13 protein-coding genes are annotated in these 17092 nt (G+C 51.7%); 1 reads left to right on the top strand and 12 read right to left on the bottom strand.

The window, feature by feature from the left end:
* Positions 1-3: 3 nt before the first annotated feature.
* Positions 4-1341 (bottom strand): D-serine transporter DsdX, encoded by a 1338-nt coding sequence (gene dsdX, locus ONZ54_RS15635; RefSeq protein WP_271786615.1) that lies wholly within the window; start codon positions 1339-1341, stop codon positions 4-6.
* 226 nt (positions 1342-1567) lie between these two features.
* Here dsdX and dsdC point away from each other — a divergent pair, with 226 nt between their 5' ends.
* A complete protein-coding gene (gene dsdC / locus ONZ54_RS15630; protein ID WP_271786614.1) occupies positions 1568-2512 on the top strand; it encodes a DNA-binding transcriptional regulator DsdC in 945 nt (314 codons plus the stop codon).
* 446 nt (positions 2513-2958) lie between these two features.
* Here dsdC and ONZ54_RS15625 read toward each other — a convergent pair whose 3' ends face one another.
* From ONZ54_RS15625 to ONZ54_RS15585, 11 genes are all read right to left on the bottom strand, one after another.
* On the bottom strand, positions 2959-3294 hold the full coding sequence (locus tag ONZ54_RS15625; protein WP_271786613.1) for a type I restriction-modification enzyme R subunit C-terminal domain-containing protein: 336 nt from the start codon (positions 3292-3294) through the stop codon (positions 2959-2961).
* Complete coding sequence (locus tag ONZ54_RS15620) at positions 3294-6356, bottom strand: type I restriction endonuclease subunit R (protein WP_271786612.1); 3063 nt, start codon at positions 6354-6356, stop codon at positions 3294-3296. The genes ONZ54_RS15625 and ONZ54_RS15620 overlap by 1 nt, the downstream gene beginning before the upstream one ends.
* Positions 6356-7495: a restriction endonuclease subunit S gene (locus ONZ54_RS15615; protein WP_271786611.1), complete on the bottom strand. Its 1140-nt coding sequence runs from the start codon at positions 7493-7495 to the stop codon at positions 6356-6358. Before ONZ54_RS15615 ends, ONZ54_RS15620 begins: the two co-directional genes overlap by 1 nt.
* A gap of 3 nt (positions 7496-7498) precedes the next feature.
* Entirely contained in the window at positions 7499-9064 is a 1566-nt protein-coding gene (locus ONZ54_RS15610; protein ID WP_271786610.1) for a type I restriction-modification system subunit M, read from the bottom strand.
* The gene (locus ONZ54_RS15605; protein ID WP_271786609.1) at positions 9061-10560 is read right to left on the bottom strand and encodes a type I restriction-modification system subunit M; all 1500 of its coding nucleotides are present in this window, start codon (positions 10558-10560) and stop codon (positions 9061-9063) included. Before ONZ54_RS15605 ends, ONZ54_RS15610 begins: the two co-directional genes overlap by 4 nt.
* 63 nt (positions 10561-10623) lie before the next feature.
* Positions 10624-10698 carry a hypothetical protein gene (locus ONZ54_RS23295; RefSeq protein ID WP_465248792.1) on the bottom strand — a complete coding sequence of 25 codons (75 nt, stop codon included), beginning with the start codon at positions 10696-10698 and terminating at the stop codon, positions 10624-10626.
* A 157-nt stretch (positions 10699-10855) separates the two neighbouring features.
* Positions 10856-11188: a hypothetical protein gene (locus ONZ54_RS15600; RefSeq protein WP_271786608.1), complete on the bottom strand. Its 333-nt coding sequence runs from the start codon at positions 11186-11188 to the stop codon at positions 10856-10858.
* Positions 11189-12476: 1288 nt separating this feature from the next.
* Positions 12477-15275: a DUF927 domain-containing protein gene (locus ONZ54_RS15595; RefSeq protein ID WP_271786607.1), complete on the bottom strand. Its 2799-nt coding sequence runs from the start codon at positions 15273-15275 to the stop codon at positions 12477-12479.
* A 166-nt stretch (positions 15276-15441) separates the two neighbouring features.
* Complete coding sequence (locus ONZ54_RS23290; protein ID WP_416995589.1) at positions 15442-15786, bottom strand: helix-turn-helix domain-containing protein; 345 nt, start codon at positions 15784-15786, stop codon at positions 15442-15444.
* 10 nt (positions 15787-15796) lie between these two features.
* Positions 15797-16024: a helix-turn-helix transcriptional regulator gene (locus ONZ54_RS15590; protein ID WP_271786606.1), complete on the bottom strand. Its 228-nt coding sequence runs from the start codon at positions 16022-16024 to the stop codon at positions 15797-15799.
* Between the two features lie 107 nt (positions 16025-16131).
* Entirely contained in the window at positions 16132-17070 is a 939-nt protein-coding gene (locus ONZ54_RS15585) for a hypothetical protein (protein ID WP_271786605.1), read from the bottom strand.
* Positions 17071-17092 lie beyond the last annotated feature (22 nt).

Raw genomic sequence — 17092 nt, 5'->3', positions numbered from 1 at the left:
TTGTTACACGATATAGGAGAGCAGGAAAGTACCGGCCAGCGCCATCAGGGAGGCGACAAAGGTGGCGGTAGTGTAGTACTTGAGCGTTTCGTTCAGGGTGGCGCCGCAATACTGTTTGACCAGCCAGAACAGGGAGTCGGTCACCATGGTGCAGCCAATGGCGCCGGAGCCGATGGCGAGCGTCATGATCTCGGGGCTTATCTCGGGGTAGTGCACCATGATGGGGGAGACGATGGCTGTGGCCCCCATCATGGCGACGGTGGCCGAGCCGACGGCTGCGTGCAGCACTATGGCCACCAGCCAGGCCAGCAGGATAGGGTGCATGTCCAGCTGGGAGAGGATGGTCGCTAGGCTGTCTCCCAGTCCGCTCGCCTTGAGCACGCCGTTGAAGGCGCCGCCTGCCCCTATGATGAGCAGGATGTTGGCGATGGAGGAGAAGCACTGCTCGGTCTGGTTTAGCAGCCCTTCCATCTTCATGTGCTGACGGATCCCCAGCACGTAGTAGGCTGTGAAGGCGGCGATGAACATGGCGGTGATGGGGTTGCCGATAAACTCCAGCAGGGTATAGAGGCCGCTTGCGTGATCCATGTTGAGCTCGGCCACCGTCTTGGCCAGCATCAGCAGTATGGGCAGCAGCACGGTGAAGAGGGAGGCACTTAAGGTAGGGAGGCTTGCCTCGTCGCGCGCCTCTATATTCGCAAAGGCGGCGGGCACCTCCTTGAACGGCACCCGTTTACCGAGCAGCTTCAAAAACAGCGGGCCGCCGACCAGGGAGGCAAACAGCCCGACCGCGAGGCCATAGACGATGACGGAACCTATGTCGGCACCCAGCTGATTGGTGACGTAGAGGGCGGCCGGGTGGGGCGGCACTATGCAGTGCACGGCCATCAGGGCGGTGCAGAGTGGGATGGCCAGGGTCAGCAGCGAGGTTCTGGTCTTGCGGGCGATGGAGAAGGCAAGGGGAATGAGCAGTACGACTCCCACTTCGACAAACAACGTAATGCCACACACCAGACCGACCAGCACCATGATGACCTGAGGCGAGAGCCAGCGGCACTTTTGCAGGGCGAGCCCGATGCGCTCCGCCGCCCCCGATATCTCCATCATCTTGCCGAGTATGGTGCCAAGGCCGATGACGGCGGCGAGAAAGCCTAGCGTGCCGCCTATGCCCTCTTCCATGGCGTTGACCATCTTGACCGGGTTCATCCCCATCATGGTGCCCACATAGAAGCTCGCCAGCAGCAAGGCGAGGAAAGGATGTACCTTGCCCTTCACTATGGTGAAGACAATCAGAATGATGCTAGTCAGCAAGGTACCGACGACCCACACTTCAGAATTCATACTGCGCCTCTATGTGTCATGAGTGATGATTAGGCGCCTATTGAATGAAAATGACGTGCGGCTGACAAATGATGAAAATGGCGTCTTGGATGATCCAAATTGATGCAAAGGTGCCATATTCATCACATTTATCTTCTTTGATGAAATTTGAGTTGTTTGGCTGCATCCAAAGACGGGATTTCTGGCTATCATCTGTGCGTTTTTTGGGGGTGAAGAGGCGTGCCTGATGTATACCGAAGACAACTACGTATCGAGAAACAAGCTGCTGAACGGTTATCAGCTCTCCAAGCTGCATACCTTCGAGGCGGCGGCCCGCCACAGCTCCTTTGCCCTGGCGGCAGATGAGCTGGCGCTGAGCCCCAGTGCGGTGAGCCACAGGATCAGTGCGCTGGAAGAGGAGCTCGGTTTCAAGCTGTTCCAGCGCTTTCACCGCAAGGTGATGCTGACCGCAGAGGGGCAAAGAGTCTTCTGGGCGCTCAAGTCCTCGCTGGAGTTCATCAATCAGGAGATCCTGGAGATCAAGCATCAGGAACTGTCCGGTTCCCTGACCGTCTACTCCCGCCCCTCCATCGCCCAGTGCTGGCTGGTGCCTAGACTCGCGGATTTTTCTCGCCTGCATCCCCAGATCGATCTCAACGTCATGACAGGTAACGAGAACATCAATCTGCACGGCTATGGCATAGACCTGACTATCTATTTCGATGACAAACTCCCTGAGCGGCTCGCCATCCACCCGCTGATGGATGAGTACATGGTGCCGGTCTGCAGCCCCGAATATGCCGAGCAGCATGGGCTGCTGGACAATCCTGACCACTTGCCTCGCTGTCGCCTGCTGCACGACAGGCAGGCCTGGGGCTATGACTCGGACAGCGATGAGTGGAGCAGTTGGGCTCGCCAGTGCGGCATCTCCCTCGACGCCTGCCAGTCGAACATGGGGTTCGATCGCTCCGATCTCGCCATCATAGCTGCCATGAATCACGCCGGGGTCGCCATGGGCCGCAAGAACCTGGTGAGCAAGCGGCTGGCCAGACATGAACTGGTTGCCCCTTTCTCTGGCATGGAGGTGCGCTGCGAGCAGCGTTACTACATAGCAACCTTGCCCAACCGTCAGTGCCCCAAGATCCAGGCCTTTATCGACTGGGTCTGCGCCCAGGCACAGGAGACACAATAAGCGGCAGGGACAAGCGCCGTTTTATTCCTTGTCTAGCGTGCAGGATGGAGGGCGAACACCTGGCATAAAGCGGTGCAGATGGCCGGAGAGGCGCCGGAGAGCAGGGAAAATTTGTTTAACATCTCAGCGAGTTAGCAGAATGAACTGTCAGTAACGGCTCAATCGTTCGATACGGGGTGGAAACAGGATGCAAATAAAAAGGGCCACTTCTTGCGAAGTGGCCCTTTCCAAACGTTTGCTGGGGGAGTCTGAATTTGAATTGTAAGGTTATGATTTTATTTGTTTTGTGTTCTTTGTTGTGAGTGGTGGTGGTACATGTGGTGGTACACGCTGTAAAACCACCCCTCCTTGAAGGGCGTTTCAAGAACTTTCAGTAACCTCGCAACCTTCACAAGATGCGGGTTTAAATCCCTCGGCCATTTATGCACCAACACCGCTCATCCCTCTCACTGCCCCTGATAGAGATACTTCTGGAGGCCGACAAAGGCTCGGCGCACAGCATCAGGAGTCCCCAACTCGGCACAGGCATCGGCCAGCACGTTGTTGTATTTGAGCTTGAGGAGTGGTCCCAGCTTGGTGTCATCAAGCTCGGTGACCCGCTCTTTGGCATAATGATCCAGCACGAAGCTCAAGAAGGATAGCTGCCTGCAGTCAAACTCCTGGTCCTGCATGGCCTCGGATTGTGCTGCTCGCTCCTCCCTGGTCATGGGGTCATCGGCATAGGCGACATAGGCCTGCACATCAAACAGGTCTCTCTGCTCGGCCTCGATTCCCTTTTGCATCAGTAATGCTCTTCGATATACCCATAAGCTTTTTGAAACAGCTCTTTGTCCTTACCCAGTCCAAACTGAGCCAACGTCAAAAACAAAGCCTTTTGAATCTCTCTAGGCCCGCTGTTAGAGTTTTGCCAACCTTCAAAACGGGTGGCGTTGACTATCTTGTCGATCTGCTCAACCACATCACCAATTAACTTGGGCGTGGTTTCAGGGCGAGTTTCCAAGAACAGCTTGGTTAAAGCCTGCTTGTTGTCCTCTTCGGTCACCACATGTTCGCCGGTTTCTCGCTCGGCCTGAACGCTATCTTTCGCGGCATCTAACAGGCCTTTTAACCAGTCGATGGCTTTAATCACACCAGCCTCGTAGTCTTGCCGCAGTTTTTCCAAGCGCTCACCCAATTCGACAAATTTTGGCTCGTTGCTACCACGCAGGCGGCCCATAAGATCAATTTCCAGGCGTTTGGCACGCTGCTCCTGCTCTTTGTCGGTCAGGGTAAAGATGGCGTGTTCATCCATAATGAGTTCATCGATATCATCACGAATGCGGTTGATGTCGGTATGCTCGTGGATCATTTTAATGGTTTCAGGGCCAAGGGCCGCCCATACCAGAGCGCCGGTTTGACCAACGGGACGTACCGATTCGTAGATTTGTGCCAGCCACTTATAGTCTTTGCGGTATGGGGTTAAGAAGGTGTCTGGGTTAATGGCCGACCACAGCTTGGCCAACACGCCAAAACTGGCAGCAAATGCGTCACGTTTTTCATTGGTCGGCAAGCATTCTTGTGCCGCCATAATACCTTCAAAGTCTTCTAAGGTGCGGTCAACACCCGGGAAGAAGGACAAGCACTTATCCAGCAGCTCAGGCAGTATCTTCTTAAAGGCTTCAATGCCTTCAACCACCCCATCAATCTCTTCCGGGTTATAAGCCAGTGCAGTACGTAGGTTTTCAAATACGCCGAGATAGTCGATGATCAGACCCATATTTTTGCGCGCCTCGTCCGTTTCATACAGACGATTGGTGCGACACATCGCCTGCAAAAGCGTGTGATCGCGCAGCGGCTTATCTAGATACATGCAGTAGCAAATTGGCGCATCAAAACCGGTAAGTAACTTCGCAGTCACGATGATCAGTTGTAACGGATGCTTGGGGTCTTTGAAGCTTTCGATCAAGTCTTTCTGGGTTTGATCTTCGGCATCTATCTTCTGCCAGCGCTCAAAATCCGCTTGCTGAATTGGCAATTCCAATTCGTCATGCCATTTGCGCCAGTCTTTGTTTACCTTGTCTTTTTTGCCGCCTTCTTCGACTTTTACCGGTGCTTGATCAAGGTTCATCACCACTTCAACAGCATCAAAGCCGAGCTTTTCCCCGAGCAAGTAGTACATCTGTACGCAGGCATCGCGGTCGTACACCACCACCATGCCTTTCATCTTTTTCGGCTGAACGTGATTGGTGAAGTGTTCGGCAATATCTGCACTTACTGCCGCCATCCGTTTCGGCGCTTTGAGCATCACTGCTAATTTGCCTGCGCGTTTAGATAGTGCGGCCTTCTCTTCGTCGTCGAGGTTGTTTTCTTTGGCGAGCTTTTCGAACTCTTCGTTAATCGCATCACGATCTACCCGCAGCTCTGCCAAGCGCGGTTCGAACTTCACCGGGTTGGTGGCGCCATCGCGAATCGACTGTTTATAGCTATAACGGTTCATATAGCGGCCGGGGTCTTCCTCGGCGCCAAATAGCTTAAAGGTGTTGCGGTCAATACCCGAAATAGGTGTACCGGTTAAACCATAGAAATGCGCATTGGGAAGTGCCCAGCGCATTTTCTCACCCAAGCCACCCTCTTGTGTGCGGTGGGCTTCGTCCACCAACACGATGATGTTGTCGCGGCTGTTAAGGCCATTGAGATTGCTATCGTCGATCTCGATATCTTTAAACTTGAAGATGGTGGTAATTAAAATGCCTCGGCTGTCTTGCTCGATATATTGGCCAAGCTTTTTACAGCTCTGTACCTTAATCAGGTTTTTAACGTCCGCCCCACCAAAAGTTTCGTTGATTTGGCTGTCCAGATCGCGGCGGTCCACCACGATCAATACAGTGGGATTTTTAAGCTGATTGTCACAGCGCAACATCTTGGCGGCATAAAGCATCAGCAAGGATTTACCCGAACCTTGGAAGTGCCAGATAAGGCCTTTTTTCGGGTAACCTTGGCGCACACGCTCAACAATCTGTTTTGCTGCTTCAAATTGCGGGTAGCGCGGTAGGATTTTTATGCGTTTGGGTGGGGTCTCTTTGCCGGTTTTAATCGTTGAAAATAGCGCGAAAGATTCCTGCAGCTGCAATAAGGTTTGCGGGTTTAACAAGCCCTCACAGCTATCCAGCACTGATGCCAGTCCGGGCAATATTTCATCGCGCAGGTCGGTATTGTGCCAAGGGCCCCAATCTTTTACCCGGGCATTGATGGCACCATAAGCAAAGGTCTTTCCTTCACTGGCAAAACAGAGCAGGTTGGGCACAAAGAAAGGTTCAACGTTTTTCCAGTAGTGCTTTTTACCGCCCATAAAATCGGCGGCACCATCTTGCCAAGTGACACTCGGGCGGGTGGCGCTTTTTACTTCTCCCACCACCAAGGGAATTCCATTCACATAGAGTACAATATCAAAATAGACTTCGGTGGCCGCGATATAGTGTACCTGCTGCGCGACCACAAAGTGGTTGTTGTCGATATTGTCAAAATCAATCAGGTTGATGGTGATATGGTCGCCGTTCTCGCCAAAGGGTAAGGTCTTCTCGGCCATTAACCATTCATGAAAGTTTTCGTTGGCCTTCACCAAGCCGGTGTGGCGCGCTTCCAGCACCACACCACGCAGCTTGTAAATCACCTCATCGGCGTAATCGGGGTGTTTGGCGATATCGGGGTTTAACGAACACAACGCGTCTTTGAGCCACTCATCAACGAATATATCATGCGCTTGTTTGGGCAAGCTCTCACCGTGGCAGTATGTCCACTTTACACCGCTTAAACCCTTTAAGCGGTCAATAATTCCATTTTCTGTGACGGTTTGTTCGTTAAACATTAAATTCCTATCTCCTTTGAAATCATCGCACTTTTAATTTCAGCGGGCCTAGATAAGTAAGAAAGACAGCTTTCAATTGTCTTGTCGACCTCTACTAGCTTAGAAATAGCTAAAGTCTGAGCCTTTTCTTCAGGAAGATAAAAACGATACGCCCCGAGATCATCACGATTTATTTTCGGAAATCCACTTCGTGTAGATGTACTTATGGCATACCTATTAAAGTGTTCAGACTGCAAAAGATAAAATAGATACTCAGTAAGAAGTCCCCGCCTGCCTTTTATTGGATAAACATCCGCACTACAAACCCCTGAAAACTTAGGGAAGCAAAGCTTTCTCAAATTTGGGCGAATCTTACTGTATAGAGCCCAAGACTCGTCGAAATAATATTTTCCACTTGTTACTCCATCTTGCTTTGCACTCCTATATTCAATTAACTTACCAGTGATTTTTGTCATATTATCTGGAGCAATATGCGGTAAATCACAATAGGGCTTTTCCCTAGGGTCAACTTGCCCGCTTTGAATGTCTACTACGTCCCTAAGATAAACGTCTTTATGCTCAAATTTTGAAACAAAATTTTTGGAGAAAAATTTTGTTATCAAAATTCTTTTTAACGTGTAAGCCTGCTCTAAAGCTTCATCCACTAGGTTGATTGACTTCTCAACAGACAACAAACTATTAAGCAACCGCGCTTGAGCCTCAGGCGAGATTTCCCGAAGCTCAAACTCCGATAGAGACTTAAACTTAGTTCTCGGGGATAGCGAGCCAGACGAAGTCTTAACTGCCCATTCCCAAAACTCCTGTGATTGGACAATAAATGGCAGTAAATCTTTTTCCAACTTCGATTTTTTCGACTCAACTACAATTATGTCGCCTGAGCATATTCCATCAAACTCAGCAATTCCTGCCTTTTTGAGGTACGGCCGACGCTTTCCAATCAAAAGATTTCCCTTCTTAAATACACGCGTAAAGCTCGGGTTATCTTCCTCAATCATTCCCCAGCGCTTGATCTTAAGCGAGCCAGAATCTAAGTGCTCCAAGCCAATGTAACGCTCATGACCATCGACAATCGGGTCTTGGGTGGTGAGTTTTATTTCGCGGCAAATATCACCAAGTTTAACGGTTTTTTTATTAGTCATAATTTATTTACCTTCACCATTAAGCTTTTTATGCAACTCTTTTCTGGCTTCATGTGCCATTTCTTCTGTAAAAATCGTATTACCTGTGTCAGCACTATAGCCAAGCTCAGCAAGGCTTTGGAATAACTTATTAGTCTGCTTTTTAAATTGCACGCGGCTGACCTTCCATGCCTCGATGGTATGTTCAATATCGTGCACTTCACCATTGTTTTGCGCCTGCACATAGAGCGGAATCGACAGGTTGTAGAGGTTCTCTTTAAGGGTATCGATATCTACCAACGCAGTAATGTCGCTTTGCTTTTCAGGCGTAAAGTAAGCATCGCATAGCACAGCTAAATCATCATCAGACAGGCGGCTGTGGGCGCGCTCGCGGGTAACATGTTCCACGCCATTAATAAACAACACCTTGTTTTTGCGCTCGGCGGGTTTATTGCAATTGAGTACCACCACGCAGGATTCCATCGGTGAGTTGTAAAACAGATTCGGCCCAAGGCCAATCACCGCTTCGATAATGTCGGACTCAATCACTTGTTTGCGGATACTTTGCTCAGAATCGCGGAACAACACGCCGTGTGGCCAGAGCATGGCAGCGCGGCCAGTGTCGGGTTTTAGGCTTTTGATGATATGGGTGTAAAACGCATAATCGGCACAGCCTTGTGGCGGTACACCGTAGAGGTTGCGGCCGTAAGGGTCGGCGGCAAACTTATCGCGGTTCCACTTTTTGATGGAGTAAGGCGGGTTAGCGAAAATCACATCAAACTGCTTGAGCCGATCGTTTTCAATAAACTTGGGGTCGGCCAGGGTATCACCGCGCAGCACATCGAACTCTTCAATGTCGTGCAGGAACATATTCATACGGGCGATGGCAGAGGTAAGCAGGTTCACTTCTTGACCATGTAAATGTACTGATCTCCATTCTTTGCCCTGTGAACGCAAGTCCATCACGGCATTCAGTAACATACCGCCGGTGCCGCAGGTGGGGTCATAAGCCGTTTCACTTGGCTTTAAGCCCATGATGCGGGTCATTAAATGCACAACAGTACGGTTGGTATAAAACTCGGCAGCGGTGTGGCCTGAATCGTCGGCAAATTTTTTAATCAAGTATTCGTAGGCTTCGCCCAAATCATCTTGAGCGACTGACTTAATCCCCAGCGGAATTTTGCTGAAGTGCTCAATTAGGTCTGATAATAGATGATCGGGCAACCGCTCTTTGTTGGTCCATTGAGCATCACCAAACACCCCATGAAGGCGCGGGTTGTTGGCTTCGATGAGGCGCAGCGCAGTTTGAATGGCTTCCCCAATGTTTTTGCTGGTGTGGCGCACCTTTTCCCAGCGGGCTTCCTGCGGAATATCAAAACGGTGGAACATGGGCATGGCGGCGTATTCTGCATCGCCGGCGTGGATCTCCAACGCTTCTGTGTACTCTTCTAAGTACACATCCGACAGGCGCTTATAGAACAGCAGCGGAAAGATGTACTGCTTGTAGTCTGAGGCGTCGATTTGGCCGCGTAAAAACTCGGCGGCGCCCCAGAGTAAATCCTCTAGCTTCTTGTTATTTAATATGCTCATAGTTCAAACCCTTCTTGGATAAGCAGGGTCTCTAGTTCATTTTCTGCTTTTTCTAATGCGGCCAGCTTTTGCTGGAAGTCTTTTAGCACCTCTTCCACTGTGATGGTTTCTTCTTCAAGCGGTTTTTGTACATAACGTGCAATATTTAAATTGAAGTCGTTTTCTTCAATCTCACTATGGGGAACCCAACGCGCTACCCCTTCGATGTCATCGGCTTCAGGGCCTTTGATGCGCATATCCCGATAGATATCGTAAATGTCGTCCGCTTGCGTTTCTGACAAGGTATTTTGTGCCCGACCCTTGGTGAATATTTCTTCGGCATTGATGATAAGTACGTGATCTTGGTGTGCTTCAGGCCTTTGTTTGCGCAGCACTAATATACAAGCCGGAATACCGGTGCCGTAGAACAGGTTAGAAGCAACGCCGACTACCGCGACAATGCGATTTTCTTTGAGCAGCTTCTCACGAATGTTACCTTCAGCCCCACCACGGAACAGTACACCATGGGGCAACACCACCGCCATACGGCCATTGTCGTTCAAGGATGCAAACATATGTTGTACCCAGGCAAAATCGCCATTGGTTTTGGGTGCCAGACCATATTGGTTACGGCCATACGGATCGGCCGACCAAAGATCGTAACCCCATTCCTTTAAACTGAACGGTGGGTTGGCGATAACGCAATCAAAGGTTTCCAGGCGATCACTGACCAAAAGTTTGGGTTCGCGCAGGGTGTCGCCACGGACGATGTCGAAATCTTCTTGGCCATGCAGGAAAAGGTTCATTCGGGCAATGGCTTCAGTGGTCAGGTTCTTTTCCTGGCCTTTGATTTTGAGTAGGCGTGGGTCTCCGCCATTTTCTTTAACGTGGTGAATGGTTTCTAGCAACATGCCGCCAGTGCCGCAGGCAGGATCGTAAACACTTTCGCCTGCTTGCGGATCTAGGATATTGACCATTAAGCGCACAATGGTGCGCGGGGTATAGAACTCACCGGCTTTCTTGTTGGCTTTATCCGCAAAGCGTTTAATCAGGTATTCGTATGCGCGGCCCATATCGTCGCCACGAACACTGGCGACGCCCAGATTCACTTTGTTGAAGTGATTGAGTAGCGTAGCTAAGAGTTCATCAGATAGGCGCTCTTTATTGGTCCAGCTGGCATCACCAAATATGCCGTGCAACTTCGGGTTGGCTAACTCGATGCCTCTGAACGCATCCTTCAATGCCTGGCCAAGGTCTTTTGTTTCGGCAAAGACATCTTTCCAGTGGCAATATGCAGGAATTTGGATACGGTGGAACATATCGCCTTTGGCAAGCTCTTCATCACCGACTTGCTCCATTGCCTCAAGAAACTCTTCATCGTACACATCGCAGATACGCTTGAAGAACAAGATGGGGAATATGTATGTTTTGTAGTCAGAAGCATCGATCGGCCCGGTGATAATATGAGCGGCATGCCAAAGGTGGGCTTCAAGATCTTTTAGGTTAATCAGAGTCATTCATTTTTCTCTTGTCGATACTGCGACGCTGGAACCTTTTGCAGCAAATCAGGCACTTCACAGTCACAAAGTGATTGTGCTGCGACTAAGTCCGGTATCCCTCACTACATCGGCTATTCGCATCTTGTACTTGCCCATCAATCTGGCAAGGACATAGCCGTCGTTACGGTTGCGTCCTTAGACTGTTGCCGCTAATGGATTGAGTTGGCTGCCATTCTACCGCCTTGCTCGGATGCCATAAACCGTTATGGATGTTTTTGGGGCGATGTTCTTGTGGCAAATGAGAGGTAAGCCGCTATTTGGTTCGTTTGTCAGTGGGGGAGCGATACATTTTCTGGTGCTCGGTTAGCGCTGACTGGTTAAACAGCTCTCGCAGATCTGTCCGTGTAGCTCTCATTCCCAAGTATTCCCGTATTGCAGGTATGAACCGGGCGTTTAACTCGTGTAGCTCTTCCCGGCTGGTGGAGAGTGGGAGGGTGGCCAGGTATTCCATCCAAACATCCACAGGCGCTAGCTGATCGCCTGTGTTTTCGCAAGCGCTGATCATCTCTTCAATGTTATCCGACAGAGCATCCATCAGGTTCATCTGCATCTGGGGAGTGGTGTCCATATTGCTGTTGTTTTGCATAATCGGCCCTTATCAGGTTCGTTTGAGTTTTTGTGGTGGTGATTTGGAAGGCTGTATACCAGAGGTATGCCTATGCTGATGCCACCAGCATGACCATTAGGAGTGGGGATCGCATCGAGAAAAACGATCCTATTTTCGACTCAGGGGCATGGCGTGCCGGGCGATCCCTTTCTTGTATGCCGCCCTCCATTCTGAGTGACTAAAACATCATCTATTAGCATGATTTTAAATGATTTTCCCAATCTTCAGCATGAGCTGTAGCATCGCTAACTAGCAGGAAACGATCCCGACAAAAACGATCCTATTTCTGACCCTGGGTATGCAAGTAAAAAAGCGATCGCTTTTGTGCGTCACGCCCCCCATCAGGTGTTTTGTGTGTTTTTATGCTATTGATTTTAATTGGCTTTTTTCATTTTTCATTGGGCGTGTTAGCAATGTGGGGGGTTAGCGATCGTTTTTAGCTAGACGATCGCTTTTGGTGGAACGATCGCTTTTTGGCGATCGTTTATTGGTGCTATGGTCAAGTGAACTAGGCTTACCCGCAATCCAGAGCCGGACGTGAGTGCTCAGGGCTGCTTGCTCTCCTCAGTACTGAAGACAATCCGGCTTGCCAGTACCACCATCAGCAGACCGGGAAAGTGATCATTTTCTGTATTTTCGACCCCGGTATTTGCTCATAAATTTGTTTGCCTGCGTGTGCTATATGCCCCTCATTTGTAAACGGAATGCCATTTCAACTGCATGATTTTTATGGTCTTTAATTCGTACCCGGCTTATCGTCGCAAAAGTGATCATTGGGGGGGATGATCACTTTTGCAGTGATCATTTTTGGCAGAATGATCACTTTTTGGGGAATGATCACTTTCCCCCCTCGTTGTGCTCACAGTCCTGCAGCCAGATAACACATTGCTAGCCAGAGAAGCCCTCGCATTCGGTGAATGTCGGCTGTGTGCTCATATATCTTAAAAAAACAGTGGGAACGTGGGAATAATGCCCGTCAACCCTTGCCGCTACTGAGTTTGTTTGTACCCACCACACTGTTAATGTGCTGGGAACAGGTGGGAACAACTTCAGCATTTGGCCCTCTGTTCCCATTGTTCCCACCTTGTACCCACTCCATATTAATATGTGTGGGAACAGCTCAATCCCTTGCCATATAAGGCTTTCAGGCTCATAGAGTTGTCTTGTTCCCACTGTGCCCACCGCTTAACCTTGTTCTTTACGCACACGCACAAGGTGGGGGTCAGAAGGCCACGTTCGGTAGCCTGCTGTATCCTTCTGGCTGGCTTTACTCGTCTTCTTGTCCCTCTGCAGCTTCAGCCAAGACGCGTTCGGTTAGCAAGTACACCCACACAGCACCACTCATTCCCGGTAGCCTTGCCTTGTACTGCAATCGCCTCTTGTCCTTGCCGATCCGTAGATAGCCCGCCTCTAGGCAGAGAGTCGCTGCTCGTTTGGGATCACGCCCCTTGGTGATCTCGGCCCAGCCAGGAGGTAACACAAAGAAGCTCACTCCATCAGATTCAGCTTTGCGATAGCCCACCATATTTACCGGGCGATGATTGGCATCAAACCAGTCAGCAAAGCGAGTGTACTGGTGGGCAGTGACGAACCCGCGCACTTGCTCCAGAGTGGCGGCATCTTCCTTGTTGCCAAGGTGGCCCCGTTCCACCAGCCATGCCTTGAGGCAAACCCGCACCGCCCTGATAGCCTCACCCTCTGGCCAGCCCGTTACGCCAAGTTGGGTCGCCAGCTCACCGGCTGCGGCCACCAGCGCGAACCGGTTGATGGCCCGTCCTACTTGATTGCCTGCCCCCTTTGGCGTTAGCTCACTGACAAGGCGTTTGATCTCGCTCGCCAAGCGTTCGCGGTGTCTATCCAGACCGAGGGCCAGTCCTCCTACTAAGGCACGAAAGGCTGTGCCATGTTGGCGTTCTGCGTTGGCCTTGAGGGTATCGGCAAAGATACGTCCGCCCTCCATGCCATGCAGCCATTCAAACGCCCCATGGTGGCCGGTGTCGCTCGGGATCTGGATGGTACGCACCTCCATTCCCGCCTGGGTGCGTTGGCCAGCGCTGGCAGCATGATCTTCAAGGCTCAATTCACCAGTGGAGAGAAAGAGTAAGCGCCAAGCCTTGCGCTCCCTCAACTCTCCATCCTGCTTGCTTCGGCCCTTGCCTTGCCCGTTTGCCAGCATATAGGCCACTTGCCCGGCCTCTTTGCCATCCAGCTCCCCCAGTTCGTCCAAGCAGAGCAGGGCGTCATTACGCCGACTGGCGATCCCCTCAATCGCGTTACCCGTTGCCCGCCAAGTCTGGCTGTAGCGATCCGGGTTGCCGTAAATACTGGCGGCGGCCTTCATAATGGTTGTTTTGCCGTCTGTGCTCTCTCCCTTGAGGTGAAAGCCGCCTCCCTCCATACCCACTAACGTGAGCAGTGGGGCTGCGAAGGCCAGTGATAGGGCAAAGCAGAGCCGGGAGTTACCCACGGCCAGCGCTGCAACTTCTTGTTGCCACTCGGCCAAGGTGCCACGCTCGGTAAAGTCACTGGCAGCGTATCCCGCTGTTTGCAGGATCACTCCCTCGGCATCTAGGCCTATCGCCCCTTGCGGCAATACATAGGCATTACCATGCCAACCGGTACGCTCTACACAGGTGATCCGCCTCTCCGGCTGACAAGCCATCAGGTACTCGGCCAGCTTGCGCTTGTGACCCAGTTCTATAAACGGCAAGCCTGCATCTAGCAGTGCTGTAAATACCTCTTCACCATTGCGCGGCACCAGAGAACGAACGGGCATAGCCCACTGGCGCGTTCGTCCGGCGCTATCTTGCCACTCCAGCAGGCGGCCATAGCCCCGACCATGTTCATCACTGGTTTCAGCCAATACCTGCACCGGGCTTGATATGGGCACCAACTCTTGCCGGGCATTGTCTCCCCGCCCCACCAGCTCCCACACACAGAGGCGATTCCCCTTGATCTCGAACCCAACCGGCAGCACCTGTTCCTTAGCCTCCTCGTTTTGGTGAAGTGGATGAAGCGTGACAATCTCAGACCCTTCCTTCTGGCTAGCGTCTTGGTCTTGGGCATTGTTGGCGAGCGGGGTGGCGCAGGCGCTCATGATGGCTTCTTGTGTCTTGGCCAGCCCATGGGCTTGGTGGTAATCGTTCCAGTCCCCCTGAACGGGCGGCAGGGCAACCAAAGCCCCCACAGTTAGGGCCGCCCCCTCAGTCTGGCGTTGGGTGCTTTCGTTGCGCTGGCCTGCCTCGTCTAAGTCGTGATCGCCGCCGATGATGATCTCTGCGGTTGGGTGCTGGCTGCGGGCTATCTCCGCTACGTTTAACAGGTTGCCGCCATCCATCGCGCAATAGACTGTTGCCCCAGTTGCCAGATGGACGGATAACCCGGTTGCATATCCTTCTACCACTGCCACCAGCTCCCCACCCTCAATGCTGTGATAGGCTTCTGCCTTCTGCCCACCGGCAAGATAGCGCTTGGTGCCGTCCTCCCGGATCAGTTGAACGTTCACCAGTTCGTTGGCCTCGTTGTAGAGGGGAACGATCAGGCTTGCTGGTGGGAAGTTCTCACCAGCTTCGCGGATCAAGATGCGATTCACTGCGCACAGGCACACACCTAAGCTCTTGCGGGCCAAATAGGGTGCATGGGCCTGCTCACAGTCTTGCATGATTGCTGCGGCGCGGCGGGCAGCCTTATGGCGGCGTAGCTCGGCCTGTTGGCACTCCTGCCCGGCTTTGGTCTGTTGCTGCTGGTGGATGCGTTCCCGTTCAGTTGTATCTAGACCACCAGCAGACAGCCCTACCAGTGGGGCTATCAGCTCAGCCGCCTCCTTGAGCAGCTTGCCAGTTGCCAAACCAACCAGCGTCAGCCCATCCCCGGCTCCGCACTGGTTACAAATCCAAGTGCCGCGCCCTCCCTTGTTATCGAGTCGAAACCTGTCTTTGCCACCACAGGCAGGGCAGGGGCCATGCTTACCGCCGTGTGGGATATCGATCCCCACAGCCGCCAGCAGATCGGGCCAGTGCCCCGTAGCCGCAGCGGCCACATCCGAGACGAATCTTGCTTTGTTCATCTCTCACTCCTGGTCTGAATTGCCACCAGCGCATTGCTGGCCCGGGCATCAAAATTCGCCCTTATCTGGAGGGCTTTGAGGCGATGTTTTCCGATTTTTGGCAAAGCTTCGCCCTGAGCGTTATGCCCATTGATTTGCATCGTCATGGTTTTGGTCTCTAGCGGCGTTAGCTGGTGGTCGTGTTGCTGTCAGATTCGGAGGGGGACGACCATTCGGGCTGTCCTAGCACATAGGTAGCAGTGTTCCTGTATAGGTGGTCACGATACAGCACGTGCGACTGAATATGGGGCGTGATGTTGAACCCCTTTTGCCGCAGTTGAAAAATCCTAGCTGGAGCTCTCAAGATATTGTGTTCATGTATGAACTCCAAGCTGGAGGTCGGCCCCTGTCGAAGGATGGTCAGTACTTGCGCGAGTTGCCCGGTGACTGTTGGGCAAGCACATAAGGTGGTATTCTTTAGGTGTTCAAACTGGGTCGTGCCGTTCTGCGGGGCGGCCTTTTTTTTGTTCATTTTTTTCCCCTTATTCCACATGGCGAGCGGCAATGCGCTCTGCAATCCAAGTGTCTATTTCGGATTCGACAAAGGCCACAGAGCGCCCTCCCGCTGGTGATAAGCGGACGGGTTTTGGCAACTGATCGCGAGCGATCAGGTCGTAAATACTGCTCTTGCTCAAGCCGGTTTTTTGGATCACTTCCTTCATGCGGATGAGGCGAAACTGCGGGGGAGTGGGTGGGGTATGTGCTTCCATAACTGTCCTCTATGGTCGTTGTTTTCGAGGCGGTCATTGAAGCACAGGGGGGAGTCTGTGATGTAGGAGAGAGTCTGAAAGTAAGCTTACTTTCTTGGAAAGTAGCCTTAGTTTTTATGCACCTTCCCCGTATTTATCGCTTCCTTAACCAGCGCTAGAGCACCGCTGGCTCCAATATGACGCCCAACTTTTTTTCCACACATGGCTGCTTTGTGAGCATGAGCCCCCTCAGCCAGCAGTCCCTCGGTTTTTAAAATGTTTGGATCATTTGCTACGAGGTGAAGAGCAGCAGCAAGAATATCAGCTCGCGCGCCAGCCCACTGCTCCTCTCCTGATGATGGTTGCTGAGGTTCAAACGCTGGCGATGGCTGCTTGGGGGGGAGCCCAAGTGCGCGCCTCATCGCATCTCTGCGCTGCCTTTTATCATCTGCTTTAATGGGGAGGCTCTCCCCCGTGTGAATGTGCTGGTTAATCTTTGCCAAGTCCTCACGCATCAACCAAAGGTTATCCTTGAGGCTTGGAAATGAAGCAGTAACCTCAATCGTTATATCTATGTCTGGCTCATCGTGGAGGTATGCCGATGAACCAAAATCAAATTTTGAAAAAAGTGAAAGGCTGTATTCATTGCTTTCTGGAATCCCACCGTCCAGCTCCCAGCACTGGAAATGAGAGGGGGAAATCCCCCAAAAACCATAAATTTTTCCAGCATCAAATCTACAATAACCGTCATCGCTCAATATATATCCACCAGCTCTCACAAAGCTGAATGCTGCCCCAAATTTAAACTCACCCTCCATGGTATTAGGTTCTATCACAAATTCAGGATCAACCCCCTCGGGGAGGTAAGTGTCTATAGTCTTGACTCCATCCATCGCCATCGCAGCATTAACATAGAAGTTAATTACCCCAATCGCTGCCCAGTGGAGCAAATCCTCAACCTTGCAACCCAGTAGCTCGGCGGCTCGTTCTGGCCGACAGTATTCCAGGGGGAGCAACGGGGGGGCGGATTGCCCTGTTTTCTTCTTAGGTTTTGCTGTTGTTGTCATCGAAGGGCACTCCCGTTCTTTG

The sequence above is a fragment of the Aeromonas salmonicida genome, assembly GCF_028355655.1.
In the GTDB taxonomy this organism is placed as follows: Bacteria; Pseudomonadota; Gammaproteobacteria; order Enterobacterales; family Aeromonadaceae; genus Aeromonas; species Aeromonas salmonicida.
Note: the sequence above shows the minus strand (reverse complement) of the source record. Positions and strands in the feature narration are given on the sequence as shown.

Excerpts from the sequence above, each read along its gene's own strand:
- dsdX (WP_271786615.1), bottom strand. The coding sequence starts at position 1,341 with ATGAATTCTGAAGTGTGGGTCGTCGGTACCTTGCTGACTAGCATCATT.
- dsdC (WP_271786614.1), top strand. The coding sequence starts at position 1,568 with ATGTATACCGAAGACAACTACGTATCGAGAAACAAGCTGCTGAACGGT.
- ONZ54_RS15625 (WP_271786613.1), bottom strand. The coding sequence starts at position 3,294 with ATGCAAAAGGGAATCGAGGCCGAGCAGAGAGACCTGTTTGATGTGCAG.
- ONZ54_RS15620 (WP_271786612.1), bottom strand. The coding sequence starts at position 6,356 with ATGTTTAACGAACAAACCGTCACAGAAAATGGAATTATTGACCGCTTA.
- ONZ54_RS15615 (WP_271786611.1), bottom strand. The coding sequence starts at position 7,495 with ATGACTAATAAAAAAACCGTTAAACTTGGTGATATTTGCCGCGAAATA.
- ONZ54_RS15610 (WP_271786610.1), bottom strand. The coding sequence starts at position 9,064 with ATGAGCATATTAAATAACAAGAAGCTAGAGGATTTACTCTGGGGCGCC.
- ONZ54_RS15605 (WP_271786609.1), bottom strand. The coding sequence starts at position 10,560 with ATGACTCTGATTAACCTAAAAGATCTTGAAGCCCACCTTTGGCATGCC.
- ONZ54_RS15600 (WP_271786608.1), bottom strand. The coding sequence starts at position 11,188 with ATGCAAAACAACAGCAATATGGACACCACTCCCCAGATGCAGATGAAC.
- ONZ54_RS15595 (WP_271786607.1), bottom strand. The coding sequence starts at position 15,275 with ATGAACAAAGCAAGATTCGTCTCGGATGTGGCCGCTGCGGCTACGGGG.
- ONZ54_RS23290 (WP_416995589.1), bottom strand. The coding sequence starts at position 15,786 with ATGAACAAAAAAAAGGCCGCCCCGCAGAACGGCACGACCCAGTTTGAA.
- ONZ54_RS15590 (WP_271786606.1), bottom strand. The coding sequence starts at position 16,024 with ATGGAAGCACATACCCCACCCACTCCCCCGCAGTTTCGCCTCATCCGC.
- ONZ54_RS15585 (WP_271786605.1), bottom strand. The coding sequence starts at position 17,070 with ATGACAACAACAGCAAAACCTAAGAAGAAAACAGGGCAATCCGCCCCC.